The 24,925-nt window shown below is 70.8% G+C and carries 26 protein-coding genes; 13 read left to right on the plus strand and 13 right to left on the minus strand.

The annotated features are described in order from the left end of the window. Positions 1–125: 125 nt before the first annotated feature. Together JMJ55_RS02000 and JMJ55_RS02005 are read left to right on the plus strand one after the other, a co-directional pair. Positions 126–725: a TetR family transcriptional regulator gene (locus tag JMJ55_RS02000; RefSeq protein WP_202823808.1), complete on the plus strand. Its 600-nt coding sequence runs from the start codon at positions 126–128 to the stop codon at positions 723–725. A gap of 46 nt (positions 726–771) precedes the next feature. Then, the gene (locus tag JMJ55_RS02005; RefSeq protein ID WP_236033315.1) at positions 772–1,206 is read left to right on the plus strand and encodes a phasin family protein; all 435 of its coding nucleotides are present in this window, start codon (positions 772–774) and stop codon (positions 1,204–1,206) included. Here JMJ55_RS02005 and JMJ55_RS02010 read toward each other — a convergent pair. Genes JMJ55_RS02010 through JMJ55_RS02020 form a run of 3 tightly spaced genes read right to left on the minus strand, consistent with a single transcriptional unit; the run spans position 1,203 to position 3,018 of the window. After that, a complete protein-coding gene (locus JMJ55_RS02010; RefSeq protein ID WP_202823809.1) occupies positions 1,203–1,604 on the minus strand; it encodes a hypothetical protein in 402 nt (133 codons plus the stop codon). The two genes, JMJ55_RS02005 and JMJ55_RS02010, sit on opposite strands and share 4 nt — an antisense overlap. Beyond that, positions 1,601–1,873, minus strand: coding sequence for a rod-binding protein (locus tag JMJ55_RS02015; protein WP_202823810.1), 273 nt, complete (start codon positions 1,871–1,873; stop codon positions 1,601–1,603). Before JMJ55_RS02015 ends, JMJ55_RS02010 begins: the two co-directional genes overlap by 4 nt. Then, a complete protein-coding gene (locus JMJ55_RS02020) occupies positions 1,873–3,018 on the minus strand; it encodes a flagellar basal body P-ring protein FlgI (protein ID WP_202823811.1) in 1,146 nt (381 codons plus the stop codon). Before JMJ55_RS02020 ends, JMJ55_RS02015 begins: the two co-directional genes overlap by 1 nt. A 116-nt stretch (positions 3,019–3,134) precedes the next feature. Here JMJ55_RS02020 and JMJ55_RS02025 point away from each other — a divergent pair, with 116 nt between their 5' ends. After that, positions 3,135–3,554: a flagellar assembly protein FliX gene (locus JMJ55_RS02025; protein ID WP_202823812.1), complete on the plus strand. Its 420-nt coding sequence runs from the start codon at positions 3,135–3,137 to the stop codon at positions 3,552–3,554. 129 nt (positions 3,555–3,683) lie between these two features. Further along, on the plus strand, positions 3,684–4,103 hold the full coding sequence (dksA, locus tag JMJ55_RS02030) for an RNA polymerase-binding protein DksA (protein WP_202823813.1): 420 nt from the start codon (positions 3,684–3,686) through the stop codon (positions 4,101–4,103). A gap of 11 nt (positions 4,104–4,114) precedes the next feature. Here the strand turns inward: dksA and JMJ55_RS02035 are convergent, their stop codons facing one another. Next, a complete protein-coding gene (locus JMJ55_RS02035) occupies positions 4,115–5,107 on the minus strand; it encodes a Bug family tripartite tricarboxylate transporter substrate binding protein (RefSeq protein ID WP_202823814.1) in 993 nt (330 codons plus the stop codon). Positions 5,108–5,210: 103 nt separating this feature from the next. Between JMJ55_RS02035 and JMJ55_RS02040 the strand changes: the two genes are divergently transcribed. The 5 genes from JMJ55_RS02040 to JMJ55_RS02060 all read left to right on the plus strand — a co-directional run bounded on the left by JMJ55_RS02040 (position 5,211) and on the right by JMJ55_RS02060 (position 10,027). Beyond that, positions 5,211–6,179, plus strand: coding sequence for a tripartite tricarboxylate transporter substrate-binding protein (locus JMJ55_RS02040; RefSeq protein ID WP_202823815.1), 969 nt, complete (start codon positions 5,211–5,213; stop codon positions 6,177–6,179). Then, on the plus strand, positions 6,176–7,399 hold the full coding sequence (locus JMJ55_RS02045) for a CaiB/BaiF CoA transferase family protein (RefSeq protein WP_202823816.1): 1,224 nt from the start codon (positions 6,176–6,178) through the stop codon (positions 7,397–7,399). Before JMJ55_RS02040 ends, JMJ55_RS02045 begins: the two co-directional genes overlap by 4 nt. 60 nt (positions 7,400–7,459) lie before the next feature. Beyond that, entirely contained in the window at positions 7,460–8,338 is an 879-nt protein-coding gene (ypfJ, locus tag JMJ55_RS02050) for a KPN_02809 family neutral zinc metallopeptidase (RefSeq protein WP_202823817.1), read from the plus strand. Positions 8,339–8,417: 79 nt separating this feature from the next. Then, positions 8,418–8,777 (plus strand): hypothetical protein, encoded by a 360-nt coding sequence (locus JMJ55_RS02055; protein WP_202823818.1) that lies wholly within the window; start codon positions 8,418–8,420, stop codon positions 8,775–8,777. 44 nt (positions 8,778–8,821) lie between these two features. After that, positions 8,822–10,027, plus strand: a complete 1,206-nt coding sequence (locus tag JMJ55_RS02060) for a hypothetical protein (protein WP_202823819.1) — start codon at positions 8,822–8,824, stop codon at positions 10,025–10,027. A 26-nt stretch (positions 10,028–10,053) separates the two neighbouring features. Here JMJ55_RS02060 and atzD read toward each other — a convergent pair whose 3' ends face one another. After that, positions 10,054–11,160, minus strand: coding sequence for a cyanuric acid amidohydrolase (atzD, locus tag JMJ55_RS02065; protein WP_202823820.1), 1,107 nt, complete (start codon positions 11,158–11,160; stop codon positions 10,054–10,056). 66 nt (positions 11,161–11,226) lie between these two features. Between atzD and cnbZ the strand changes: the two genes are divergently transcribed. The 4 genes from cnbZ (at position 11,227) to JMJ55_RS02085 (ending at position 14,921) form a co-directional block, all read left to right on the plus strand. Continuing rightward, on the plus strand, positions 11,227–11,982 hold the full coding sequence (gene cnbZ / locus JMJ55_RS02070) for a 2-amino-5-chloromuconate deaminase CnbZ (RefSeq protein WP_202823821.1): 756 nt from the start codon (positions 11,227–11,229) through the stop codon (positions 11,980–11,982). Between the two features lie 100 nt (positions 11,983–12,082). Further along, positions 12,083–13,072, plus strand: a complete 990-nt coding sequence (locus tag JMJ55_RS02075; protein WP_202823822.1) for a sialic acid TRAP transporter substrate-binding protein SiaP — start codon at positions 12,083–12,085, stop codon at positions 13,070–13,072. A 2-nt stretch (positions 13,073–13,074) separates the two neighbouring features. Then, a complete protein-coding gene (locus tag JMJ55_RS02080; RefSeq protein WP_202823823.1) occupies positions 13,075–13,647 on the plus strand; it encodes a TRAP transporter small permease in 573 nt (190 codons plus the stop codon). Next, positions 13,644–14,921, plus strand: coding sequence for a TRAP transporter large permease (locus tag JMJ55_RS02085; RefSeq protein ID WP_202823824.1), 1,278 nt, complete (start codon positions 13,644–13,646; stop codon positions 14,919–14,921). The genes JMJ55_RS02080 and JMJ55_RS02085 overlap by 4 nt, the downstream gene beginning before the upstream one ends. Positions 14,922–14,927: 6 nt before the next feature. On the opposite strand, the gene cysG is transcribed toward JMJ55_RS02085, so the two are convergent. The 8 genes from cysG to JMJ55_RS02125 all read right to left on the minus strand — a co-directional run bounded on the left by cysG (position 14,928) and on the right by JMJ55_RS02125 (position 24,915). After that, a complete protein-coding gene (gene cysG / locus JMJ55_RS02090; RefSeq protein WP_202823825.1) occupies positions 14,928–16,241 on the minus strand; it encodes a siroheme synthase CysG in 1,314 nt (437 codons plus the stop codon). Further along, positions 16,241–18,808, minus strand: a complete 2,568-nt coding sequence (locus tag JMJ55_RS02095; RefSeq protein WP_202823826.1) for a nitrate reductase — start codon at positions 18,806–18,808, stop codon at positions 16,241–16,243. Before JMJ55_RS02095 ends, cysG begins: the two co-directional genes overlap by 1 nt. Further along, positions 18,808–20,007, minus strand: coding sequence for an NAD(P)/FAD-dependent oxidoreductase (locus tag JMJ55_RS02100; RefSeq protein WP_202823827.1), 1,200 nt, complete (start codon positions 20,005–20,007; stop codon positions 18,808–18,810). The genes JMJ55_RS02095 and JMJ55_RS02100 overlap by 1 nt, the downstream gene beginning before the upstream one ends. An 11-nt stretch (positions 20,008–20,018) precedes the next feature. Next, positions 20,019–20,813, minus strand: coding sequence for an ABC transporter ATP-binding protein (locus JMJ55_RS02105; RefSeq protein WP_202823828.1), 795 nt, complete (start codon positions 20,811–20,813; stop codon positions 20,019–20,021). 11 nt (positions 20,814–20,824) lie between these two features. Beyond that, positions 20,825–21,694, minus strand: coding sequence for a nitrate ABC transporter permease (gene ntrB / locus JMJ55_RS02110; protein WP_202823829.1), 870 nt, complete (start codon positions 21,692–21,694; stop codon positions 20,825–20,827). A 3-nt stretch (positions 21,695–21,697) separates the two neighbouring features. Further along, entirely contained in the window at positions 21,698–22,963 is a 1,266-nt protein-coding gene (locus tag JMJ55_RS02115; protein WP_202823830.1) for a CmpA/NrtA family ABC transporter substrate-binding protein, read from the minus strand. Between the two features lies 1 nt (position 22,964). Further along, positions 22,965–24,080: a CmpA/NrtA family ABC transporter substrate-binding protein gene (locus JMJ55_RS02120; protein WP_202823831.1), complete on the minus strand. Its 1,116-nt coding sequence runs from the start codon at positions 24,078–24,080 to the stop codon at positions 22,965–22,967. Positions 24,081–24,294: 214 nt separating this feature from the next. Next, complete coding sequence (locus JMJ55_RS02125; RefSeq protein ID WP_236033316.1) at positions 24,295–24,915, minus strand: ANTAR domain-containing response regulator; 621 nt, start codon at positions 24,913–24,915, stop codon at positions 24,295–24,297. Positions 24,916–24,925 lie beyond the last annotated feature (10 nt).

Below are 24,925 nucleotides of genomic sequence, written 5' to 3' on the forward strand. Positions count from 1 at the left end.
CAGACCTTCGTGGATCATGTCGTTGCCCGGCTGCAGGGGTATGGCCTGCCGGCGGCCTGAGGCTTGCCGCTACCCATCCACTTAGCCCCTTCCGCAATCGCCCAACCGCCCACACTCTAGGGGGCATGAGCGAGATGCAGGATACCGAGACCCGGCTGGTCGCCGGCCTCTGGCAGGTGGTCGCGGCGCATGGCTGGGCCGGGCTGTCGATGCGGCGGGTCGCCGCCGCCTCGGGCGTGGCGCCGGCCGAGATCAGGCGGCGCTGCCCGACCCCGCACCACCTGCTGCTGCTGCATGGGCGGCTGGTCGATCAGGCGGTGCTGGAGGGCGTGGTGCCGGATGCGCCGGACGACAACACGCCGCGCGACCGCGTCTTCGACGTGATGATGCGGCGGATCGATGCCCTCCAGCCGCACCGTGCCGGCATCCTGCGCTTCATGGACGACCTGAGGGGGGACCCGCTCCTGGCCCTCGCGCTGCTTGCCGCCCTGCCGGGCTCCATGGCCTGGATGCTGGAGGCAGCTGGGCTCGGCGCCGGCGGGATCGCCGGGCTGGCGCGGGCCAAGGGGCTCACCGCGGTCTGGCTGGCGGTGCTGCGGGCCTGGGCGGGGGATGAGAGCGCCGATCTCGGCCCGACCATGGCGGCGCTGGATCGCGCGCTGGATCGCGCCGAACGGCTTGCCCGCGCGTTGCGGCTGGAGCCGGGCGAGACGGCACGGGGCTGAGGCGCTACAGTCGCCCCGCCCGAGCGACAACAGGGTGGAGATGACCATGTCAGACAAGGGTGGCTTCAGGCCGGATGCCGACATCATGCGCATGCTGGCGGATTTCCGCCTGCCCGGCATGCCGGATATGGAAGCGCTGGCGGCGGCACAGCGGCGCAACCTGGAAGCGCTTTCGGCCGCCAACCGGGTGGCGCTGGAGGGCGCCCAGGCAGTGGCGCGGCGGCACATGGAGATCATGCAATCTTCCATGACCGAGATGACCGAGGCGATGAAGTCGATCGCCACGCAGGAATCGCCCCAGGCCAAGGCCGCCCGCCAGGCGGAGATGCTGAAGGCGGCCTATGAGCGGGCGGTGGCGAATATGCGGGAGGTCGCCGACCTCATCCAGAAGTCGAATACCGAGGCGCTCTCCCTGATCAACCACCGCTTCACCGAGGCGATGGATGAGGTGAAGTCGCTGATGGGGAACAAGCAGGGCTAAACGCGCGTCGCCATGGCGAGGGCCGGGGCCTGCCGGGCTCCGGCCGGACGCCCGGCAGCACCATAGGCGCCGGTCCCGGCACGCGGCAGGGCGGCGCCGGCGATGGTCTCGATCACCCGGGACTGCACCGCGATGGCGCGTTCCAGCAGCCGGCGGTTCTCGGCGCCCAGGCGCTGGAGCCGTTCGGTCAGCTCGGCCGCCTGCCGCCGCTCCGGCCCTTCAGCGCGGAGGCCGAATTTGCGGGCGGTGGCGAAGGCGGCGGCGAAGGCATCCGCTGCCTGCATCTTGGCGGTGGCGAGGCCGGCCGCGCGCGGCAGATCGAGTGCTGCCAGCGCCTCGTTCTCGGCGCCGAGCGCTTCGGCCAGGCGCTGGCCGGCGGTCAGCAGGGCATCCATCATCCGCGTCGCTCCCCGTGTTCGGCGCCGGCGGATTGCCAGCGCAGCATCTCCCGCAGCACCGCATCGCCCAGGCCGAGCCCGCGGCCGGCCCGGCTTGCCGCGGCCGCCATCTCATTGACCAGCATCGGCTGCCACTGCGCCTCGGCCGCGCCGCCGCCGAAGCGTCCCGCGGGGAGGGTGGCGAAGAGTGGTTGCAGCATCTGGCCCAGCGCCTGGGCCTCGAAGGCCTGGGCGGCGCGGCGCAGGGCAGGCGGGGCCTCGATCCGCATCAGCGCAGCTCCATCTCGGCCTGGAGGGCACCGGCCGCCTTGATCGATTGCAGGATGGCGATGAGGTCGCGCGGCCCGACGCCGAGCGCGTTCAACCCCCGCACCAGTTCCTGCAAGGTGACGCCGCCGCGCAGCACGCCCATCCGGCGCTCGGCCTGGTCGTCCACCTCGATGCTGGTGCGCGGCACCTCCCGCGTCTCGCCTGCGCCGAAGGGGTTGGGCTGGGCGACCTGCGGCGTCTCGGTGATGCGGATGGTCAGGTTGCCCTGCGCGATGGCGACGGTGGAGACGCGCACATTCGCGCCCATGACGATGGTGCCGGAAGCTTCCTCGATGACGACACGGGCGGCCTGATCGGGCTCGACGCGGAGCTGCTCGATCTCGGCCAGCAGCGCGACCGGGTCCCGCCCACCCAGCGCCAGCACCACGGTGCGCGGATCGGTGGCGGTGGCGGGGGTGCCGGCGGCTGCGGCATTGATGGCGGCAGCGACGCGGCGGGCGGTGGTGAGGTCCGGGTTGCGCAGCGAGAGGCGGAGCGCCGGCCGTCCGGTAAGGGCGAAGGGGATCTCGCGTTCAACGATGGCACCGGAGGCGATGCGGGCGCTGGTCGGCACGCCGCGCTGCACGCTGGCGGCGGCGCCGCGGGCGGCGACCGCACTGGTGGCGACGGCACCCTGGGCCACCGCATAGACCTCGCCATCGGCGCCGAGCAGCGGGGTGACCAGCAGCGTGCCGCCCTGGAGGTTGGTGGCATCGCCGAGGGCGGAGACGGCGATGTCGATCCGGCTGCCGGGCCGGGCGAAGGCGGGCAGGTTGGCGGTGACCATCACCGCCGCGACATTCCGCGTATCCAGCCGCGCCTCGTTGTCGCGGGTGTTGACGCCGAGCCGTTCCAGCATGCCGATCAGGGATTGCCGGGTGAAGATGGCGGTGCGCAGCCGGTCACCCGTTCCCGCCAAGCCGACCACCAGCCCATAGCCGACGAGCTGGTTGTCGCGGACACCCTCGATATCGGCGATGTCCTTGATGCGGACCGTCTGCGCTCCGGCGCCGCCGGCGAGGAGGCAGGCCAGCAGCAGCCAGGCCAGGCCGGTCTTCGCCCTTGCGAAAGCTTTCTGCCCCAAGCTCCACCTCGCCCGATCCATCTCGGCCGGGCCTTGGGGCAACCGCCATGCCAGGCGGGAAAGCGACCGAGGCGGCAGAAGATGCCGGGCAGGCGCCAGGGCTTGCCGGGCGGGCGGCAGGAAGGAGTGGCTTCGGGATGCAGGGCATCGGAGGGATTTCGGGTCCGACGCGACCGGGCGCGCCGCGCCGCGGCGGGCGGAGCGCGACCGGCTTCGCCATCGCGCCTGGTGAGGCGGAGGCAGGACGGGACGTCGGGTCAGTCGGCTTGGTGGCCGCACCGGGCTCCAGCCTGCTCGCCTTGCAGGAGACCGGCTCCGACGCCAGTCGGAATGAGGCAGCACAACGACAGGCGCGTGAAATTCTCGCGGAACTGACAACTCTGCAATGCGATATGCTGTCTGGCAGTGCCGGAGACGTGAACCGGCTGGGTGAGTTGCTGGAGTCGGTGCCTGAGGCGGCCGACCCTGGGTTGCGCGAGGCGATCGAGGGCGTCAGATTGCGCGCTCAGGTCGAAATGCTGCGCCGCAGCAGGGTTTTGCCAGAGAATCTTGCGTGAAACCCGCGCCGGGCAAGCATTTTACGCGCCCGTAACCCCTTGGCGCGGACTGTATCACCCCTGTATGGTCCGGCCACCTTAGGGGGCCGGGGCGGTGTGCCCTGCCCTCCAGCGGAATGGGCCGACCGAATGATGCTGATCACCCTCCCGCCCGATTATCGTCCCTCGGACGACGAAGAATTCATGAGCCCCCGGCAGCAGGAGTATTTCCGCCAGAAGCTGCGGAAGTGGCGGTTGGAGCTGCTGCGGGAGGCGGGGGACACGCTGGCGAGCCTTTCAGCCGGCGGCATCACCGAAGCGGACCTGACCGACCGGGCCAGTGTCGAGACCGACCGCGCCCTGGAGCTTCGTACCCGCGACCGGGCGCGCAAGCTGATCTCCAAGATCGACCAGGCGCTGGAGCGGATCGAGAACGGTACCTACGGCTATTGCGAGGAGACCGGCGAGCCGATCGGCCTCCGCCGGCTGGAGGCGCGGCCGATTGCCACGCTGTCCATCGAGGCGCAGGAGCGCCACGAGCGGATGGAGCGGATTCACCGCGACGACTGAAGCGACCGGCATCACGGCGCGCGGATGTTGCGGGCCTTGATGATGTCACCCCATTTGGCGACTTCCTTGTTGAAATAAGCGGGCCATTGCTCTGGCCCCTCGGCCAGGATGGTGATCCCGGCCGCTTCGAGCTTCGCCGAGACCTCCGGCGCCCTTAATGCGGCGGCGCTCGCGCCGGCCAGCTTGCGGATGATCGGCTCCGGCATGCCGGCCGGGGCCATCAGGGCGAAATCGGTCGAACTCTCGAAACCCGGCAGGCCTGCCTCGGCGATGGTCGGGACCTCCGGCGCCAGCGCCGCCCGCCGCGCGGTGGAGGCGCCGAGCGGCCGTGCCTGGCCGGAGGCGATGAAGGGCAGGGCGGTGATCAGGTCGATGAAGGTCACCTGCGTCTCCCCCGCCAGCAGCGCCTGCGCCGCCGGCCCGCCGCCGCGATAGGGGATGTGCAGCATCGCAACGCCGGACATCGCCATCAGCATCTCGGTCGCCAGATGGCTGGTGCCGCCGATACCCGAGGTGCCGAAGCTGAAGCCATCGGGCTTCGCCCGCGCCAGCGCCAGGAACTCGCCGAGATCCCGCGCCGGCACCGCCGGATGCAGGCAGAGGATTTGCGGGCTGCTCGCCAGCAGCGAGACGCCGGTGAGCGCGGTGGCATTGTCATAGGGCAGCGCGGCGGTGAGGTGCGGCGCGATGGCATAGGTGCTGTTGGTGCCGACCAGCAGCGTCGCGCCATCCGGCCTCGCCCGGGCGACATAGGCATGGCCGAGCGTGCCGGTCGCGCCGGGCCGGTTCTCGACCACGAAGGGCTGGCCGAGATCGGCGGCCATGCGCTGCATCAGGATGCGCGCGACGCTGTCGGAGGAGCCGCCAGCCGGCCAGGGATTCACCACCGTCACCGGCCGGTCGGGCCAGACCGGCTGCGCGCGGGCAAGGCCGGGCAGCGTGGCGAGGCCGAGCAGCAGGGCGCGGCGGTGGATGCCTGGATCGCGGGCCTCGTCGCTGCTCATGCCGGATATCCCCTGTTCGGAGAAGCCTAAGGGCCACCCGCCAGCAGGGGCAAGATTGACAGCACAGTCCCCGCCGGGGAGGCTCCCGGCCAGGAGGAATTCCATGATCCAGCTCCGCCGGCGCCACCTGCTCGCCGCCCCGCTGGCGGCGCCCGCCATCGCCCGCGCCCAGGCCGCTTGGCCAACGCGCCCGGTGCGGCTGGTGGTGCCCTTTCCGCCCGGCGGGTCGAACGATGTGGTGGCGCGGCCGCTGGCGGAGCGGTTGCAGGCGCGGCTCGGCCAGCCGGTGGTGGTAGAGAATCGCGGCGGCGCCGGGGGCGCGATCGGTGCCGGCCAGGTCGCCCAGGCGCCGGCCGACGGCTATACGCTGATGGTCACCTCCTCCTCCTTCCCCACCAGCGCCGTGTTGCAGAAGACCAGCTGGGATGCGGAAGGCAGCTTCGATGCCGTGGCGCTGCTGGCCCGCGCCCCCTTCTTCATCCTGGTCAACCCGGGGTTTCCGGCCCGTAGCGTGGCGGAGCTGGTGGCGCTGGCGAAGGCAAAGCCCGGCAGCATCGACTACGGCACCTCCGGCGCCGGCGGGATCAACCACTTCATCTCGGAATACTTCTGCCAGCGCGCCGGCATCCGCATGAACCACGTTCCCTATCGGGGCACCGCGCCGGCGGTGACGGATCTGGTCGCCGGCACCATCCCGCTGATGATCACCACCGTCGCCAGCGCCAATGCCGCGATCCGCGAGGGGCGCGTGCGCGTCCTCGCCGCGACCGCGCCCGGCGGCGGGCTCCCGCCCGAGGTGCCGCCGGTGCCCATCGTGAAGGAGGCGGGGATCGACTACGAGGTCGCCATCTGGTGGGGGCTGCTGACGCCGCGCGGCCTGCCGCCCGCGATCCGCACCGCCATCCATGCGGCGGTCAATGCCGCGCTGGAGGATCCCAACCTGGCCCGCATCTATGCCGCGGAGGGGGCGACGCCCTCGCCGGTCGGTCCCGAGGAATTCCCCGCCATCCTCCATGCCGATCTCGCCCGCTGGCGCGAGGTCGCACGCCTTGCGGATATCCGCGCCGAATGACCCCGCATCGCCACCAATTCGATCCCGCTGCCACCGGCGCGCTGCACGGCCTGCGCGTGCTCGACCTCTCGCGCCTTGTCGCCGGCAATGTCCTGACCAAGGTGCTGGCCGATCACGGCGCCGAGGTGGTGAAGCTGGAACCGCCCGAGGGCGACACGCTGCGCGCCTGGCGCACCCGCGGCATCTCGACCACCTGGAAGACGCTGAGCCGCAACAAGCTCTCGGTCTGCCTCGCGCTGCGCGAACGGGCGGCGATTGAGGTGGTGCTGCGCCTGCTACCCGGTGCGGCGATGCTGGTCGAGAGCTTCCGCCCCGGCGTGCTGGAGGCGATGGGGCTTTCGCCCGAGACGCTGCTGGCGGTCAACCCGCGCCTCGTCATCGTGCGCATCAGCGGTTGGGGACAGGATGGCCCCTATCGGCACAAGCCCGGCTTCGGCACGCTGGTCGAGGGCTATTCTGGCTTCGCCGCCGTCAATGGCTTCGCCGACCGGGAGCCGGTGCTGCCGCCGATGTACATGGCCGATGGCTATTCGGGCCTCTATGGCGCCGCCACCGCGATGATCGCGCTGCGCCATGCCGAGGCAACGGGGCAGGGACAGGTGATCGACCTGACGCTGTTCGACCCGATCCATGTGATGATGGAACCGCAGCACGCGAATTGGCAGCTGACGCAGCAGCTCAAGCCGCGCACCGGCAGCCGCAGCACCAATGCCGTGCCGCGCAATGCCTATCGCACGCGGGATGGCAGCTGGGTCTGCCTCTCGGCCAGCACGCAGGGGATGACGGAGAAGCTCTTCCGCAGCCTCGGCCGGCCGGAACTGATCGAGGATCCGCGCTTCCGCACCAATGCCGACCGCATCCGCCATGGCGAAGAACTGGACGCGATCATCGCCGGCTATATCGCCGAGCGTGACCTGGCGGCGGTTCTCGCGCATTTCGACGCGGCGGGCGTCACCATCGGCCCGATCATGGATGCGGCGATGCTGGCGGAGGACCGCTATGTGGTCGAGCGCGAGGCGCTGATCGAGGTGCCCGATGCGGAGATGCCGGGCGGCTGGCTGCCCATGCACGGGATGGTGCCGCGCCTCTCGGCGACGCCCGGCATCCTGGCCCGGCCAGCGCCCGCCCTCGGTGAGCATAATGCGGCGGTGCTCGGCCCACTCCTCGGCGAGGCGGAACTGGCGCGGCTGCGCGCCGAGGGGATCGTGCGCGAGGCGTAACGCCGCCCCGGAACCTCCCCGCCCCCCGGCTGTTTCGCTGGAGCGTTGGAGGACAGGGTCATGCGGCTCGGCGATGAGAGGGAAAGCGGCAATATCGAGGATCGGCGCGGGGGCGGCGGCTTCGGCGGCGGTGGCCGCTTCCCGATCGGGATCGCCGGCGGCGGGCTCGGCACCATCGCGCTGGTGCTGGTGGCGCTGTTCTTCGGCGTCGATCCATCGGTGATCCTCTCGGGCGGCGGGGGCGGCCAGCCGGATGCGCCGGTCGCCCGCCAGCAGGGCGCGCCGCCCGATGCGGCCGAGGACGGCCAGCGCCGCTTCGTCGCCCAGGTCCTGGCGACGACCGAGGATGTCTGGACGGATGTCTTCCGCCGCGCCGGCAACACCTACGAGCCGCCGAACCTCGTGCTGTTCAGCGGCGCGACGCAATCCGGCTGCGGCACTGCGCAGACCGCGACCGGCCCCTTCTACTGCCCGCTCGACCAGAAGGTGTATCTCGACCTCGGCTTCTTCCGCGAAATGGAGCAGCGGCTCGGCGCGCCCGGCGATTTTGCCCGCGCCTATGTCATCGCGCATGAGATCGGCCACCATGTGCAGAACCAGATCGGCGTGCTGCGGCGCGTCGAGGGCGAGCGGCGTGGTCTGGACGAGGCTGGGTCCAACGGGCTGCAGGTACGGGTGGAGTTGCAGGCGGATTGCTTCGCCGGCATCTGGGCCAACCGCACGCAGCGCATGCGCCAGGTGCTGGAACAGGGCGATGTCGAGGAAGGGCTGAATGCCGCCGCCGCGGTGGGCGACGACCGGTTGCAACGCCGTTCCCGCGGCGTGGTGGTGCCGGAGAGCTTCACCCATGGCAGCTCCGCCCAGCGGGTGAGCTGGTTCCGGCGCGGGCTGGAAGCCGGCGATCCGCGCGCCTGCGACACCTTCGCCAACCGCCCGTGAAGGGAACGATCGGTCCGTCTCTCCGTTAGTCACGGAGATGGCGTCTCAACACGCCACGTCACCACACGGGATGAGAAAGATGCGCAAGACGATCCTCGGCCTGGCGCTGCTGGGCGCCGTTGCTGCCATGCCAGCCTATGCCCAGACCCAGGCCACGCAGCCCGACCGCAGCGGCACCACCACGCCGAATGCCCGCAGTGAGGGTTCGACCCCGCCGGCGGTCACCATGGACAATGGTACTCGCACCTCTGCCAACCCGCAGCCCGGCGCCAACAGCTTCACTGAAGGCCAGGCGCGCAATCGCATCGAGGCGGCGGGCTTCTCCGGCGTGAACGACCTCCGCAAGGACGACCAAGGCATCTGGCGCGGCCGGGCGACGCGGAACGGTCAACAGACCTCTGTCTCGCTCGACTTCCAGGGGAATGTCTCGACCCAGTGAGTCGCCTGAGCCTGCCCTTCATCACCTTCAGGGAGCATTGATCCATGGCGACCCGCACTATCGCCCGCATGTTTGACAACTACTCCGACGCCGCCTCGGCAGTCCGTGATCTTGAAGCTGCCGGCTTCGCGCATGACGATATCAGCCTCGTCGCCCGTGGCGCGGAGGACGGCACCACCACGCCGACCACCAGCACCACCGATGTCGAGGCCGATGGTCAGACCGGTGCCAGCACCGGCGGCGCCACCGGCGCCACGCTCGGCACGCTGGTTGGCGGCGGCGCAGGCCTGCTCGCCGGCATCGGCGCGCTGGCCATCCCGGGCCTCGGCCCGATCGTCGCGGCTGGCTGGCTGGTGGCGGCGCTGACCGGCGCCGGCGTTGGCGCGGCGGCGGGCGGCCTGCTCGGCGCCCTGACCCAGGCCGGCATCGGCGAGGAGCAGGCAGCAGTCTATGCTGAGGGCGTGCGCCGCGGCAGCAATCTCGTCACCGTGCGCGCCGATGACAGCCGCGCGACCGAGATCGAGGAGATCCTCGCCCGCCACAATCCGCAGGACTACGATGCCAAGACTGGTCGCTGGGACGAGGCGGGCTGGACCCGGCACGACACCGCGGCGACCGGTGGCCTGGTTGATCCGGCGGGTGGGCTCGGCACCGCAGCTGGCGTCGGTACCACGACCGCCGCCGATCAGATGGGCACCCGCACCGGCATGGGCAGCCGCACCGATGCTTCGCTGGTTGGCGGCGCACCGGACGGCAGCCCGGGCAACCCGCCCGGCACGCAGCTCTCGCGCGGCTTCGACAAGGTCGCCGGCACCAATGTGAGCGGCGCGCATCCGGAGAATGAGCTGGGCGCCACCCGGAACCCGGATCTCGCGCCCGGCACCCGGACCGGCACGCTGAGCAGCACCACCGATGGCACGCCCGGCAATCCGCCCGGCAGCAAGCTCTCGCGTGGCTTCGACGAGGCCGCCGGGACCAATGTGAGCGGCGCCCATCCGGAGAACGAGACGCGCAGCACGGGCATGGGCGCGAGTGGTGCCACGGGCCTCGGCACCGGCACGTCGACCGGCACCACGACCGGCACCGGTATGGGCACCGGCCTTGGCAGCAGCAGCCCGGACGGCACGCCGGGCAACCCGCCGGGCACCAAGCTCTCGCGCGGTCTCGATGAGGCCGCCGGCACCAATGTCAGCGGTGCGCATCCGGAGAATGAGGTGAAGCCGAACCGGAACCCCAATCCGTCCCGGTAAGTCTTCCGCCTTTCTTTGCCTGATTGTCAGCCAGGGGCCCGTCGCGCGATGACCGCGACGGGCCCTCCGCCGTCCGGGCCCTGATGTTCGGCGCCGCCGCTGACGAAGATATCCGTCCGGCCGACCGCACCGGCGATGACGCCGCCGACCAATGCCCTGGCATGGCGCGTGGCATTGATGTCGCTGTCATCCCACATGATGTGCCGCTGCCCGCGGATCTGCCCGAAGGAGGACGGTTCTGCCTTTGCCAGCACCGCGACCAGCCGCACGGCCGATGCTTCCGGCACTTGGCCATCCTCGGTCGGCAATCCGGCGGCGCGGAGGGCGCGATGGACTGCCGGAAGGTCGATCGTGTCGCCCATGACGTCATGGGCGATGGCGAGGTCGCCGTCCCAGTCCGTACTGTTGCCGAGCACGATCACCTCGCAGCGCTCCAGCTCGACTCCGGCCGAGGCGCTGGCGACGCCGGAATGCAGGCTCCAATCCCGCCCGATCGCCGCTGCCGGCACCGCCGCCACCTCGCCGAGCGCGAGCGCCACGCCGAGGGCCGAGGCGCCGCGCGAGAGGCCCATGGAGGCATAGGTATCCTCGGTCGCCACCGTCGCGCCGCGGGCCTGCGCCGCAGCCATGCGCTCCGTCGTCAGCAACGGGCATTTCACCTGGACGTAGTGGACCTGTGCCGGGTCGGCGATGCCGGCCTCGGCCATGGCGGCGCGCACCGCCTCGGCCACGGCCTCGGCCTGGGGCGGGCGCCCGATCTCCTCCGGGGCGAAGTCGCGGGTGAAGCCAGTGCCGATGGCCAGTGCCCCTGCCGGATTCGGCGCCTCGCCCGGCTCCACCGCGAGCACCAGGAAATGCGGCGAGAGGCCGCCCTCCGTGCCACCCGACATCACCAGCGCCACGCGCTCGGCTGCCGCGGCGCCGATGCGGCGGACGAGCATCAGCGAGAGGGACTGCACCGCATAGGCACGGGTGAAGTCGTTGACGCAGCCATTGCCCTCGGTCTTGCCAAGGATCGCGACAATGGCGGCTGGGTTGAGGGCGCCGCTCTCGAACAGCGCCTCGATCGCCGCGGTATCGCCGGGATGACGCATCGGGACGCGGTGCAGGGCGGCGCGGCGGGGCTTCGACATGGGGCAGGGGGCTCCCGGATCTGGGTTTCGATGGCATCCTGGCATGGAGACCGAGGAGTCCCCTGCATGTACAGTGCCATCGCGCTGCCCGATCGCGGCTATCGCTTCATCCCGGCGGTGTTCCAGTATTCCGGCGGCGTCGCCGCGCTGCCCGGCTGGCGGCTGGAACGGGCGCGCTTCGCCGATCCGGTGCCGCTGGCGGCTGGCTTCGCCCGGATCGCCGCCTATCTGCAGGGGCTCGGCCTGCCGCTGACCGCCTTCTGCGCCTGCGAATTGCGCTCCCCTGCGCCCTTCACCGATGCCGGCTTCCGCAGCTTCAACGAGGCCTATGCGGGCGTGCTCGGCGAATGGGGCGTGCTCACCGGCGGGCACAACCCGGTGGCACGCAGCAATGTCTGCCCGGAGATCGCGCCGCCGGCCGAGCCGAGCTTCCACGCCTTCACCTATGCGCTGCCGGAAGCCGGCGCCGCGCCCAGCTTCGTCGTCGCCGGCAGCGGCGAGAGCATGGAGGGCAAGGCGACCTATGCCGAGAGCACGGTTGCCTATCGCGACCTCTCCCCCGCCGGCATCCGCGCCAAGGCCGACTATGTGCTGGGCGAGATGGAGCGGCGCATGGCGGCGCTGGATGCGACCTGGCAAGTGACGACCGGCGTGCAGGTCTATACCATCCACGACATCCACCCCTTCCTCGGCGATGCGCTGGTGCGACGCGGCGCGGCGCGGCATGGCGTCACCTGGCAGCATTGCCGCCCGCCGGTCATCGACCTGGAATACGAGATGGACTGCCGCGGCCTGCCGCTGGAGCGGGTGCTGCCCGGCTGAGGCTCCGCGCCGAGGCCGCTTGCTTCGCCCCGCCATGCCCGCCATCCTGCCCGCAATAGCGCGGCAGCGGTGGCGGCTGCCGTCGATCGGGGAGGATCACATGAACCGCCGGACCCTACTCGGCACGGCCCTGGCCGCGCCGGCGCTTCTCACGGGCCGGGCCGCCGAGGCGCAGACGCGCCTGCGCTGGGCCCATGTCTATGAGACGAACGAGGCCTATCACACCCAGGCGCTCTGGGCGGCCCAGCAGATCGCGCAGCGCACCGGCAACCGCTGGGCCATCGAGGTCTTTCCGGCCTCGGCACTCGGCAACGAGCCGACGATCAATCAGGGCTTGGCCCTCGGCACGGTCGACCTGATCTATACCGGCGTCGCCTTCGCCGGCGCGACCTACAAGCCGATTTCGATCGGCAACGCGCCTTATGTCTTCCGCGACTACGAGCATTTCAACGCCTTCCGCAGCAGCGACCTGCTGCGCGACCTGATGGCGGGCTATGACCGGCAGACCAACCACCATTCCGTCGCGCTGACCTATTACGGCGAGCGGCATGTGACGGCGAATCGCCCGGTGATGAAGCCGGAGGACATGCGCGGGATGAAGCTGCGCGTGCCGCAGGCGCCGCTATTCCTGATGTTCACCCGCAGCGTCGGCGCCAATGCCACGCCGATCGCCTTCGCCGAGGTCTATCTCGCCTTGCAGCAGGGCACCGTGGACGGGCAGGAAAATCCGCTGCCAACGATCCAGGCGAAGAAGTTCTACGAGGTGCAGAGCCATATCTCGCTGACCGGGCATATCACGGAAAGCCTCGTCACCATCATCTCCGGCAATACCTGGCGCCGGCTGAACGATGCAGACAAGAAGGTCTTCGAGGAAGTGCTCCGCGAGGCCTCCGACCGCGCCACGGCCGAGATTAGGCAGGCGGAACTGGCGCTGCCGTCCTGGTTCGAGCAGCAGGGCAAGACGGTGCTGCGCCCGGACCGCGCTGCCTTCCGCACTGCCGCCCAGGCGCTGCACAATGACAGCGCGGCCGGCGCCGGTTGGACGCGGGAGCAGTACGACCGCCTCCAGGCCATCGGCGCGCGGACCTGACCATGCGCCAGGGCGATGCCGATACCGACAACCTCTTCGCCGAACTTGCACGGGAGGAGGAGGCCGCGCAGCCCGATGCGCCGGCCGACCTGGCGGTGGAGGACTGGATCAGCGTCGCCCTGTTCTGGGCACTGGCAGGAATCGTCTTCCTGCAATTCTTCACCCGCTACGTCCTGAACAGCAGCCTGTCCTGGACTGAGGAAATCGCCCAGTACATGCTGATGGTGCTGACCTTCACCGGCAGCGCAATGGCGGCCCGGCGGGGTACCCATATCGCGGTCGAGTTTTTTCTCGATAAGCTCCCGGCCTCCGCCCGGCGGCTGGCGCATGGCCTGGTTGCGGTGCTGTCCACGACCTTCTTCGCCATCTCGATCTTGCTCTGTTGGCAGGTGGCGCAGGCGATGCAATTCCAGCCGATGATCGCGCTCGATCAGCCGCTCTCCCTGATTTATTACGGCATCTTGCTGGGACTTGTCCTCACCACCATCCGCAGCGCGTTGCATGGCATCGCCCGCTGGCGCGCGGGCGAGCCCGAGGCGCCGCTGGATCCCTCGGTCGGTGGAGTGAAGCTGTGACCGCGCTGCTCTTCCTCGCTTTCCTCGCGATGCTGCTGCTCGGCGTCCCGGTCGCCATCGCGCTTGGCGGCTCCTCGCTGCTCTATGTCTGGGCCGAGGGCGCGCTGCCGCCGTTGGTGGTGCTGCACCGCATGGCATCGGGGGTGGACAGCTTCCCGCTGCTGGCCGTGCCCTTCTTCATCATGGCTGGATCGCTGATGAACAGCGCCGGCATCACCGAACGCATCTACAGCTTCGCCACCGCCCTGGTCGGCTGGCTCAAGGGCGGGCTCGGTCATGTGAACGTCGTGGGCAGCGTGATCTTCGCTGGCATGTCGGGCACCGCGGTTGCTGATGCCGGTGGGCTCGGCACCATCGAGATCAAGGCAATGCGGGACCATGGCTACCCGCTGCCCTTCGCGGTCGGGCTGACCGGGGCCTCGGCCACCATTGGGCCCATCATCCCGCCTTCGCTGCCGATGGTGATCTACGGCGTCATGGCCAATGCCTCGGTCGGGCAGCTCTTCGCGGCGGGGCTGATCCCGGGGCTGGTCATGGCGGCAACGCTGATGGGTGCGGTCGCCGTCACCGCTCATCGCCGCGGCTTCGACCGCGATGCGCAATTCCGCTGGGCGCGGCTGGGGCATACCGGCAAGCGCGCCTTCCTGCCGATGATGACGCCGGTGCTGCTGGTGGGCGGCATGACCTCCGGCGCCTTCACCCCGACCGAGGCGGCGATCGCGGCGACCTTCTACGCGCTGTTCCTCGGCGCCGTGGTCTATCGCACACTGACCTGGCGCAGCTTCCTGCGCGTCACGCAGGAGACCATCGAAACGACGGCGGTGGTGCTGCTGATCGTCGCCGGCGCCTCGATCTTCGGCTGGCTCATCACCACGACCCGCGTCACGGAAGGCGTGGCAGGCTGGGTGCTCGGCATCACCACCAACAAATGGCTGGTGCTGCTGCTGGTCAATTTGTTCCTGCTGGTAGTTGGCTGCTTTCTCGAGACGATCGCGGCCATCACCATCCTGGTGCCGGTGCTACTGCCACTGATGATCCAGCTCGGCGTCGACCCGGTGCATTTCGGCATCATCATGGTGTTGAACCTGATGATCGGCCTGCTGACGCCGCCGGTCGGGATGGTGCTGTTCATCCTGGCCCGCGTTTCCGGCCTCTCCTTCGAGCAGACCATGAGGGCCTGCTCGCCCTTCCTCATCCCGCTCTTCATCTGCCTTGGGCTAGTGACCTACTGGGAGAGCATGGTGATGTGGCTGCCGGTGACGATCTACCGGTAGCCGTGATCAGGCGGCGGCCAGCCAGCCGCGCGCCCCGCCGCGCGCGACAGCCTCGCCCACCAGCAGCAGGGCAGGGCCGCCGGTGACCCAGGCGGGTGCCTCGGCGGCGATGCTGTCGAGGGTGCCGCGGAGGACGCGCTGCTGTGGGGTGCCGCCGCGCTCCACCACGGCGGCAGGCATCGAGGGCGGCATGCCCTCGGCGATGAGGCCGTCGCGCAACGGGGCGAGGGTGCTGATGCCCATATAGATCGCCAGCGTCTGGCCGGGCTGCACCAGGCCGCGGACATCGATGCCGCCATCGCGCCGATGACCGGTGACGAAGGTGACGGCACGGGCGGCGTCGCGATGGGTCAGCGGGATGCCCGCCCCGGCGGCGCAGGCCAGCGCCGCGGTGACACCCGGGACGACCTCGCAGGGGATGCCGGCGGCGGCGAGCGCTTCCGCCTCCTCGCCGCCCCGGCCGAAGACCAGCGGGTCGCCGCCCTTCAGGCGCACCACGCGCTTGCCCTCGCGGGCAAGGCGGACCAGCAGGGCGTTGATGTCCTCCTGCTTCATGCAGTGATTGGCCCGCGCCTTGCCGACGAAGATGCGTTCGGCATCGCGCCGCGCCATCTCCAGCACCGCCTCGGTGCCGAGCCGGTCATGCACGATGACATCCGCCTCGCCGAGCAGACGCAGCGCCCGCAGGGTCAGCAGATCGGCGGCGCCCGGCCCCGCGCCGACCAGATGGACCATGCCGCGCGGGCGGGTCTCGGCGGAATCGAGCGCGGCGACGAAGGCCGTATCGGCCTCAACCTCGCGGCCGGCGATGGCGAGATCGGCCGGGAGGCCGCCGAGCGCCGCATCGAGGAAGCGGCGGCGGGCGGCAAGGTCCGGCAGGCGGGCGCGCACGGCGGATTTGAAACGCTCGGCCAGCGCTGCGACACGGCCGAGGCCGGGCGGCAGCAGCGCCTCGATCTTCTGGCGGATCATGCGGGCGAGGACGGGGGCGGCGCCGCCGGAAGAGACGGCGATGGTGACCGGGGCGCGGTCGATGATCGCCGGCATCAGCGCGGTGCAGAGGGCAGGGCGATCGACCACATTCACCGGAATCCCCCGCGCGCGGCAGGCGGTGGCGAGGGCCTGGAGCTCGGCCTCCGGCGCATCGGCGCCGATGGCCAAGGCGCAGCCATCGAGCAGCGCCTCCTCGAAAGCCGCGGCGAAGCGGATCTCGGCTCCGGCCTGGCGGAGGAGATCGGCCTTGCGCTCCGCGACCTCGCCCGTGCCGAGGACCAGCACCGGCCGGGCCTGGAGGTCGAGGAAGACGGGGAAATGCTGCATCAGGCGGGTTCCGGCACCGGGGTCTTGGTGAGCAGAGCGGCGATTTCCGGGCGGCAGGAGCCGCAGCCCGTGCCGGCCCGCGTCGCCTCGCCGACCAGGGCGGGGGTGTTAGCACCCCGGGCGATGCTTGCGCAGATCACGGCTTCGGTGACGCCGTGGCAGACGCAGAGGGTGGGCGAGGGGGCGGGGCCCTCGGCCAGGGCGCCGGCGAGCAGGGCGCGGCGGGCGGCGCTGCCGATGGCCGCCTCGGCAAAGAGGAAGATGAGCCAATCCCGTCGCGGTAGCGCGGCGGGGTCGGGGGCGAGGAAGAGGCAGGCCAGCAAGCGGCCATCGCGCAACAGGGCGGCCCGGTGCAGGCCGGCGGCGGGATCTTCCAGCAAGACCCAAGCGGCCTCGGGCTCCTCCACCAGGGCGCGGAGGCGGGCGAAGGCCTCGGCCGGCGGCTCGGTGCCAGCCAACTCATGGCGCCAGAGCGCCGCGCCGACGGGGATCAGCGCCGTCCAGTCCGCGAGATCGGCACCGAGGCTGCGGCGGGCCAGGAGGAAGCCATGCCATGCCATCGGCGCGGGGAGGAGCCGCACCGGGGTGTGCTTCAGCTCCGGCTGGCCGCTGATCGGGTCCACCGCCGGGTTGACCGAGGCGTTGATACGGGCGGAGGGGGCGAAGCGGCTGGTCCAGTGCATCGGCACGAAGATGCCCCCACGGGCGAGGCCGGGATCGTGGCGGAGGCGCAGCGTGGCCTCGCCCCAGGGGCTCTCGATGCGGGCAAGGCTGCCATCGGCGAGGCCGGCCGCATCGGCGGGGTGGATGGCCGCGGCCGGCTCGGGGCTATGGGCCATGAGGCGTGGCACCGACCCGGTGCGGGTCATCGTATGCCACTGGTCGCGCAGCCGGCCGGTCAGCAGAACGAGGGGGTAAGCCGGGCTCGGGGCGTTGGCCGGGGGGCGGTAGGGGGTCGGGACGAAGCGGGCGGGGGGCGAGAGGCGGCCGCCCTGCTCACCGCGGCGGACGACCGGCCAACGGGTCGGCGGCATCGCGGCGTATTCGGCATCCGAGAGATCGGCAAGGCCGGAGATGTCGAAGGCCCGTGCGGCGGGGCGGGCGAGGCCGGTCAGGGCAGCATGCTCGCGGAAGATCGCGGAGGGGCCGGCCCAGGCGAAGGCATCGCCCCAGCCGAGCCGGGCGGCGACCTGGGCGATTGCCCACCAATCGGGCCGGGCCTCGCCCAGCGCGGGGCGGAAGGCGCGCTGGCGGCTGATGACGCGCTCGCTATTGGTTACCGTGCCGTCCTTCTCGCCCCAGCCGAGGGCGGGGAGGCGGATGCGGGCCAGATCGACCGTGTCGCTCTCCCGGGTGCAATCGGAGGCGACGAGGCAGGGGGTGCGGCGGAGGGCCTCTCGGATGCGGCCGGCATCGGGGAGGGAGACGGCCGGGTTGGTGGCCATTACCCAAAGGGCGCCGATACGGCCCTCGCCGGCGGCGCGGAACAGGTCGAGGGCCTTGAGGCCGGGACCGGCGGCGAGGTTTGGTGTCTGCCAGTAGCCACGCAGCGCCTCGGCTTCTGCGGGACGGTCCCAGTCGAGGTGGCCGGCGAGCATATTGGACAGCGCCCCGACCTCGCGCCCGCCCATGGCATTGGGCTGGCCGGTGATGCTGAAGGGTCCGGCGCCCGGCTGGCCGATGCGCCCGGTCAGCAGATGGCAGTTGATGATGGCGTTCGCCTTGTCCGTCCCCGCCGAGGATTGGTTGGCGCCCTGGCTGAACAGGGTCACGGTGCGAGGCGTCGTTGCGAACCAGTCGAGGAAGGTGGCGAGCAGGGCCGGGTCGAGGCCGGTCTCGCCATCGGCAGCGGCCAGCGCTGTATCGAGACCGGGGGCCTCGCTGCGGAAGCCCCGCACGTGGAGGTGGCGGAGCAGGATGTTGAACAGGGCGACGTCGCCGCCGGGGGCAATGGGGAGGTGAAGGTCTGCGCCCTCGCAGCTGGTGGTGCGGCGGGGGTCGATCACCACCAGCCGCATGCTGGGCCGGGCAGCGCGGGCGGCCTGGAGGCGCTGGAACAGCACGGGATGGCACCAGGCGAGGTTGCTGCCAACCAGCACCACGAGATCGGCGAGTTCCAGATCCTCATAGATGCCAGGGACGAGATCCTCGCCGAAGGCACGGCGATGGCCCGCGACGGCGGAGGCCATGCAGAGGCGGGAATTGCTGTCGATATTGCCGGTGCCGAGGAAGCCCTTGGCCAGTTTGTTGGCGGCGTAATAATCTTCGGTCAGCAACTGGCCGCTGACATAAAGGGCGGTGCCCTGCGGGCCGTGCTCGGCCAGCGCCTTCCGGAAACCCTCGGCCACCTCATCCAGCGCCACCTCCCAACTGGCGCACTTGCCATCGACTTCGGGGTGGAGCAGGCGGCCGGGCTGGTCGAGCGTCTCGCCGAGGGTGGTGCCTTTGCTGCAGAGCCGGCCGCGATTGGCAGGATGCTCCGGGTCGCCACGCAGCGTGCCGTCGGCCGCAGCGAGAACGCCGCAGCCGACGCCACAATAGGGGCAGGTCGTGCGGATTTCGCCCATCAGGCCGCCTCCCGCACGAATGCCGGGCCGAAGGCGAGGGCGGCGCGGAAGCCGGCCACGCTGCGGCGCGAGGTAATGAGGTCGAGATAGAAGCCGGCATCGGCCGTGTCGCCATAGAGCACGGCGCCGACCAACCTCCCGTCGCGCAGCAGCAGCCGGCGGTAGCGCTCCTCGGCCTCGTCGCGGAGGGTGATGCACTCGGCACCGTCGTCGGCGATCTCGCCGGCCGACCAGACGGCGGTGCCGGAAACCTTTAGCGCTGCGGCATCGGCGCGCGGAGCCCAGGCAGCGGCCTCACCGGTGATGGCGCGGGCGGCGACCTCGGCCTGTTCCAGCGCAGGGGCGACGAGACCGATGCAGCGGCCGCCATGCTCGGCGCATTCGCCGATGGCATAGATGGCCGGATCGGCGCTGCGCATGGCGTCGTCCACGGTGACGGCGCGGCCGATGGGCAGGCCGGCCTCGCGGGCGAGTGCGACATTCGGCCGGATGCCGACCGCCATCACCACCAGCTCGGCCGGGATCAGAGCGCCATCGGAGAGGCGGACGGCGCGGGCGGCGGCCTCGCCCTCGACCGCGACGGTGCTGGCCGGCATGGCGAAGCGGATTCCGCGCATGCCGAGGCGCCGGGTGAGGAGGGCGCCGGCAGCCGGGTCGAGCTGGCGCTCCATCGGCCAGCCGACGGCATGGACGATGGTCACCGTCATGCCGCGATGGGCGAGGCCAACCGCGGCCTCGAGGCCGAGCAACCCGCCGCCGATAACCACCGCATGGCCGCCGCGCTGGGCGGCGCGGAGCATCAGGCGCACATCCTCCATGTCGCGGTAGAGGACCACGCCCGGCAGATCGGCGCCCGGCAGCGGCAGGCGGATAGCGGTGGAACCGGAGGCCAGCACCAGCCGGTCATAGGGCAGGCGCTCGCCGCGGGCGGTGACGGCCTCGCCCGCGGCGCGGTCGATGGCGGCGATGGGCGTCGCCGGGCGGTAGCGGATGCCCAAGGACCGCAGCATCGCCAGCGGGTGGGTGATGAGGCCCTCGATGGTCGCAGCACCCGCCAGCAGCCGCGACAGTGCGACCCGATCATAGGGCAGCGCGGCTTCGGCGCCGGCGAGGGTGACCAGGGCGCCGGGCAGCCGCTCGGCGAGTCGGACGGCGCAGCGCGCGCCGGCTGGGCCCGCACCGATGACGAGAACGCGCATGATGGCTGTCCTCAGGCGGCGGCGAGGGCCGGATTGGCGTGGCGGGTGTGGAGGAATTCCAGCACGGCCGTGCGCGCGGCGACGAAGCGCGGATCGGCGGCAAGGGCCAGGCGGTCGCGCGGGCGGGGGAGGTCGACCTCAAGGATTTCGCCGATGCGGGCATTCGGACCGTTGGTCAGCATGACGATGCGGTCCGAGAGAAGCACCGCCTCATCCACGTCATGGGTGATCATCACCACCGTCGTGCCGCGGCTGGCATGGATGTCCATCACCTGGTCCTGTAGGTGGGCGCGCGTCAGGGCGTCGAGGGCACCGAAGGGCTCGTCCAGCAGCAGGACCTTGGGCCTCATCGAGAGGGCGCGGGCGATGCCGATGCGCTGCTTCATGCCGCCGGAGATCTCGCTCGGCCGCTTGTCCTTGGCATGGGTCATGCGGACGAGGGCGAGGTTCTCCAGCACCCAGTCACTCCGCTCGGCGCGGGACATCGCCTTCGACAGGGTTTGGTCCACCGCGAGCTTGACGTTCTCGTAGCAGGTCAGCCAGGGGAGCAGGCTGTGGTTCTGGAAGACGACGGCGCGGTCGGGGCCAGGGCCCTCGATCTCGCGGCCCTCGAGGACCACGCCGCCGGCGGTCGCGGGCAGCAGGCCGGCAATGACATTCAGCAGCGTCGACTTGCCGCAGCCGCTATGGCCGATGACGGAGACGTATTCGCCACGGGCGATCTGGAGGTCGATCTCGCGCAGGACGGGGACGGGCGCCTTGGGGAAGGCGACGGAGAGCTGGGAGATGTCGAGGAAGCGGTCCATGGGGGCTCTCCTTAGCTGGCCGAGGTGCCACGGGTGGCGAAGCGGCCGGCGAGGGCCACGATGCGGTCGAGCGCGAAGCCGACCAGGCCGACATAGGTGAGGGCCACGATGATGTCGGAGAGGTTGGAGCTGTTCCAGGCATCCCAGATGAAGAAGCCGATGCCGACACCGCCGATCAGCATCTCGGCGGCGATGATCGCCAGCCAGGACAGGCCGATGCCGATCTTGAGGCCGGTGAAGATGTAGGGCGCGGCCGCCGGCAGCACGATCTTCCAGAAGAAGGCGGGGCCGCGCAGGCGGATGACGGCCGCGACATTGCGGTAGTCCTGCGGCACGTTGCGGACCCCGACGGCGGTGTTGATGATGATCGGCCAGATCGAGGTGATGAAGATCACGAAGATCGCGCTGGGCTGCGCCTCGCGGAAGGCGGCCAGCGAGAGGGGCAGCCAGGCAAGCGGCGGGACGGTGCGCAGCACCTGGAAGATCGGGTCGAGGCCGCGCATGGCGAAGTCCGAGGTGCCGATCAGCAGCCCGACCAGGATGCCGGCGACGGCGGCGAGGGCGAAGCCAAGGGCGACGCGCTGGAGGCTCGCCAGCAGGTGCCAGAAGAGGCCCTTGTCAAGGCCACCATTGTCGAAGAAGGGGTCGGTGATGAGGTCGCGCGCATCGGTCCAGACCTTGCTCGGCGGCGGCAGTGTCGCGTTCGGACCGCTGGCAGCGAATTGCCAGAGCGCCATGAGGGCGACCACGACCAGCAGCGGCGGCAATAGCTGCGCCAGGACGGGGCGCAGGCGCGACACCTTCGGCAAAGCGGCGAAGTCCGCCGGCGTCGAAAGGGCGGCCGGGGTAGTGGCCGCCGGCTTCGGGGCGAGCATGTTCATCGCTCAGGCTCCGGCCAACTTCTTGATGGAAAGAGAGGCGAGATAGGCGGCCGGGTTCTCCGGGTCGAAGACCTTGCCGTCGAAGAAGGTCTCGCGGCCGCGACTGGTGCCGGTGGGCATCTCGGCCGCTGGCACACCGGCGCGCTCGGCGGCGCCGCGCCAGATCGCCTCGCGGTTGACCTGGGCGATGAGCGCCTTGGTATCGGTCGATTCCGGCAGCACGCCCCAGCGGATGTCCTCGGTGAGGAACCAGAGCTCATGCGAGGGGAAGGGGTAGCTGGCATGGTCGCGCCAGAACTTCATCAGCAGCGGGCTGCCCTCGACCTTGCGGCCGTCGCCATAGTCGATATTGCCGAGCGAGCGCTGCAGGATATCGGTGACCGGCACATTGAACCAGGCGCGGCGGCCGATAATGCTGCACATCTCCTGCTTGTTCGCAGCCTCGTCGCACCAGCGCTGGGCCTCGATCACGGCGGCGGTCAGCGCCGTCGCGGCGTTCGGATTCTTCTCGACCCAGTCGGCGCGGAGGCCGAGGGATTTCTCCGGGTGGTCCTTCCAGAGTTCGCCGGTGACGGCGGCGGTGAAGCCGATCTTCTGGTTGACGAGCTGGTCGTTCCAGGGCTCGCCGACGCAGAAGGCGTCCATGGTCCCGACCTTCATATTGGCGACCATCTGCGGTGGCGGGACGACGATGGTCTGCACCTCCTTGTCCGGGTCGATGCCGCCGGCCGCCAGCCAGTAGCGGATCCAGAGGTCATGCGTGCCGCCGCGGAAGGTCATCGCGACCTTGCTCTCGGGCGTGAAGGCACGCTTCAGGGCGGAGGAATCGATGGTCGGCTTCAGCGCCTTGTGCTTCTCCCCGACCGACAGGGCCTGGCCATTGGTGTTCAGCCGGGCGGTGATGACCATCGGCACGGGCTGGCCGTTCTGCGTGACCTTCCCGGCGGTCATCAGATAGGGCAGCGGCGTCAGGATATGCGCGCCGTCGATGCCGCCGCGCTCGCCGCCGAGGACGAGGTTGTCGCGCGTCGCGCCCCAGCTTGCCTGCTTCGAGACCTCGACCTCTGGCATGCCATATTTGGCGAAGAGGCCACGCTCCTTGGCGATGATGAGCGGCGCGGCGTCGGTCAGGGCGATGTAGCCGAGCACGGCCTTCTTTACCTCGGGCGTCGTCGCTCCTTGCGCGAAGGCGCCGCGTGGGGTGGTGGCCCGGGCCGCGGCTAGCAGGGCGGCCGTGGCGGCGATGGCGTTGCGGCGGGTCAGGCTCATCTCAGGCGTGCTCCAGGCGATCGGCGGGCGGGGGCGGGGGTGCGGGCGGCTCGGGCTCGCGCAGGCGGGTGGCGGCGGCGCGCCAGATGTCCTGGCGCCACGGGGCGAGGGCCGCGCTGTCGCTGATGCCGGCGGGCAGGTGTCCCCAGCGGCGCATCTGCCGCAGGAACCAGGCGGCCTGTTCCCGTCGCGGCAGGGTGGCATTGCGGAAGGAGAGTGGGGCGGCGAGCGGCAGTCCCTCCGCCATCCCCTCGAAGGCGGCAGCGATCACGCCGCGCTCCAGCCGCGGGAAGGCGCGGCGGCGGAGGATTGCAGCCGCCTCGGCTAGGTTTGCCGGCTCCTCCAGCCATCGGGCGGCGGCGATCACGGCGGCGGTGCCGGCGGTGGCGCTGTCGGGGTCCCGCGCGACATAGTCGGCGGCGAAGGCCAGCACCTTCTCCGGATGGTTCGGCCAGATATCGCCGGTCGAGAGGGCGATCCGCCCCACCCCGAGCGCCGCAGCCTGGCTGCCCCAAGGCTCGCCGGCGCAGAAGCCGTCGATCACGCCTTCGGCCAGGCGCTGGGCCACCATGGGCGGCGGCACGACGGTCAGGCGGAGATCGCGGTCCGGATCGAGACCGCCGGCGGCGAGCCAGTGGCGCAGCAGGTAGTTATGCGAGGAATAGGGGAAGACGACCGCGATGGTCAGCGGCCGGCGGCCCGCCTGCGCCCGGCGGCGGACCAGGGCGCCGAAGGCGGCGGCGCTGAGCGGTGGGGTGAAGCGGCCCAGTTCCTCGGCCAGGCTGTTGGACAGGGTGACGGTATTGCCATTGGCGCCGAGCCCGGCGGCGACCACGACCTGCGCCTTCACCCCGGCCAGCCCGGCGGCCAGCGCGATCGCCATCGGGCCGAGCAGATGCGCCGCATCGAGCGCGCCGAAGGCCAGCTTGTCGCGCAGCGCGGCCCAGGAGGACTCGGCCGAGAGGGCGACGCGCAGCCCGACCGAGTCGAACAGCCCCAGCTCCTGCGCCACCAGCAGCGGCGCGGCATCGGTCAGTGGCACGAAGCCGATGCGCAGCGTCCGCAGCACGGGGCGGCGGAGGGTGGGACGGGACGGCGCTTCGGTATCGAGCGGCATGGGGCGGTCCTCCGGCCAGAAGAGGCCAGATGCGGACCGCCATTGGACCGCGGGATGGATCTGCAAGGGCCCGGCCGGGAGCCGGCGCGACGCACTTCATTGCGCATCGCATCGCGGCTGCAATTCAGCAGAAGCCGATCCGGCACGTCAAGCAGAATGCATCCAGTTTGTGCAAAAATCTCAGATGCTCGAAACAATGAATAATTCAGCGCCGTTATGCATCCTGACTGCCCAAAATAGATGCAGCAACGGCGACGACCTTGAGGCCGCGATCCATCGCCATCCGGCGCAGCTTCCGATAGGCCTCCGGCTCGCTCAGCCGGTGCCGCTGCATCAGCACCGCCTTGGCACGGTCCACGAGCTTGCGCTCCTCCAGACCCTGCCGGGCCTCCGCCAGTTCCTCGCGCAGGGCCTGATGGGCGCGGAAGCGGCGGATTGCCACCTCGATCACCGGGCGGACCCGCTGCGGCGCCATCCCCTCGACCACATAGGCCGAGACGCCCGCGGCCAGCGCCGCCTCGATCTGCTCCGGCTCGGCCTTCTCGGCGAAGAGCACGACCGGGCGCGGCTCGTCGCGGTGCAGGGCGCTCATGCTCTCCAACTCATCGCGGGAGGGATCATCAAGGCCGCAGACGATCACCTCGGCGCCGCTGTCGCGCACATGGCGCGTCAGCTCCTTCGTCCCGGCGGCGATCGCCACCACCGTGCAGCCGGTGGCGGTCAGCCCCGCCTCGACGGCGGCGGCGCGGTCCGGGTCGCTGTCCACAAGCAAGACGCGCAGCTGGGTCTCCTGGGTCTTCCGAGAGGGGTCCATCCAGGCGGAAGCATGGATCATGCCGCGCTGA

It is taken from the genome of Belnapia mucosa (assembly GCF_016775475.1).
GTDB lineage: Bacteria > Pseudomonadota > Alphaproteobacteria > Acetobacterales > Acetobacteraceae > Belnapia > Belnapia mucosa.

What these genes read in the sequence shown, in the direction of transcription:
- JMJ55_RS02000 (WP_202823808.1), top strand. Translation starts at nt 126, where the DNA reads ATGAGCGAGATGCAGGATACCGAGACCCGGCTGGTCGCCGGCCTCTGG.
- JMJ55_RS02005 (WP_236033315.1), top strand. Translation starts at nt 772, where the DNA reads ATGTCAGACAAGGGTGGCTTCAGGCCGGATGCCGACATCATGCGCATG.
- JMJ55_RS02010 (WP_202823809.1), bottom strand. Translation starts at nt 1,604, where the DNA reads ATGATGGATGCCCTGCTGACCGCCGGCCAGCGCCTGGCCGAAGCGCTC.
- JMJ55_RS02015 (WP_202823810.1), bottom strand. Translation starts at nt 1,873, where the DNA reads ATGCGGATCGAGGCCCCGCCTGCCCTGCGCCGCGCCGCCCAGGCCTTC.
- JMJ55_RS02020 (WP_202823811.1), bottom strand. Translation starts at nt 3,018, where the DNA reads ATGGATCGGGCGAGGTGGAGCTTGGGGCAGAAAGCTTTCGCAAGGGCG.
- JMJ55_RS02025 (WP_202823812.1), top strand. Translation starts at nt 3,135, where the DNA reads ATGCAGGGCATCGGAGGGATTTCGGGTCCGACGCGACCGGGCGCGCCG.
- dksA (WP_202823813.1), top strand. Translation starts at nt 3,684, where the DNA reads ATGATGCTGATCACCCTCCCGCCCGATTATCGTCCCTCGGACGACGAA.
- JMJ55_RS02035 (WP_202823814.1), bottom strand. Translation starts at nt 5,107, where the DNA reads ATGAGCAGCGACGAGGCCCGCGATCCAGGCATCCACCGCCGCGCCCTG.
- JMJ55_RS02040 (WP_202823815.1), top strand. Translation starts at nt 5,211, where the DNA reads ATGATCCAGCTCCGCCGGCGCCACCTGCTCGCCGCCCCGCTGGCGGCG.
- JMJ55_RS02045 (WP_202823816.1), top strand. Translation starts at nt 6,176, where the DNA reads ATGACCCCGCATCGCCACCAATTCGATCCCGCTGCCACCGGCGCGCTG.
- ypfJ (WP_202823817.1), top strand. Translation starts at nt 7,460, where the DNA reads ATGCGGCTCGGCGATGAGAGGGAAAGCGGCAATATCGAGGATCGGCGC.
- JMJ55_RS02055 (WP_202823818.1), top strand. Translation starts at nt 8,418, where the DNA reads ATGCGCAAGACGATCCTCGGCCTGGCGCTGCTGGGCGCCGTTGCTGCC.
- JMJ55_RS02060 (WP_202823819.1), top strand. Translation starts at nt 8,822, where the DNA reads ATGGCGACCCGCACTATCGCCCGCATGTTTGACAACTACTCCGACGCC.
- atzD (WP_202823820.1), bottom strand. Translation starts at nt 11,160, where the DNA reads ATGTCGAAGCCCCGCCGCGCCGCCCTGCACCGCGTCCCGATGCGTCAT.
- cnbZ (WP_202823821.1), top strand. Translation starts at nt 11,227, where the DNA reads ATGTACAGTGCCATCGCGCTGCCCGATCGCGGCTATCGCTTCATCCCG.
- JMJ55_RS02075 (WP_202823822.1), top strand. Translation starts at nt 12,083, where the DNA reads ATGAACCGCCGGACCCTACTCGGCACGGCCCTGGCCGCGCCGGCGCTT.
- JMJ55_RS02080 (WP_202823823.1), top strand. Translation starts at nt 13,075, where the DNA reads ATGCGCCAGGGCGATGCCGATACCGACAACCTCTTCGCCGAACTTGCA.
- cysG (WP_202823825.1), bottom strand. Translation starts at nt 16,241, where the DNA reads ATGCAGCATTTCCCCGTCTTCCTCGACCTCCAGGCCCGGCCGGTGCTG.
- JMJ55_RS02095 (WP_202823826.1), bottom strand. Translation starts at nt 18,808, where the DNA reads ATGGGCGAAATCCGCACGACCTGCCCCTATTGTGGCGTCGGCTGCGGC.
- JMJ55_RS02100 (WP_202823827.1), bottom strand. Translation starts at nt 20,007, where the DNA reads ATGCGCGTTCTCGTCATCGGTGCGGGCCCAGCCGGCGCGCGCTGCGCC.
- JMJ55_RS02105 (WP_202823828.1), bottom strand. Translation starts at nt 20,813, where the DNA reads ATGGACCGCTTCCTCGACATCTCCCAGCTCTCCGTCGCCTTCCCCAAG.
- ntrB (WP_202823829.1), bottom strand. Translation starts at nt 21,694, where the DNA reads ATGAACATGCTCGCCCCGAAGCCGGCGGCCACTACCCCGGCCGCCCTT.
- JMJ55_RS02115 (WP_202823830.1), bottom strand. Translation starts at nt 22,963, where the DNA reads ATGAGCCTGACCCGCCGCAACGCCATCGCCGCCACGGCCGCCCTGCTA.
- JMJ55_RS02120 (WP_202823831.1), bottom strand. Translation starts at nt 24,080, where the DNA reads ATGCCGCTCGATACCGAAGCGCCGTCCCGTCCCACCCTCCGCCGCCCC.
- JMJ55_RS02125 (WP_236033316.1), bottom strand. Translation starts at nt 24,915, where the DNA reads ATGATCCATGCTTCCGCCTGGATGGACCCCTCTCGGAAGACCCAGGAG.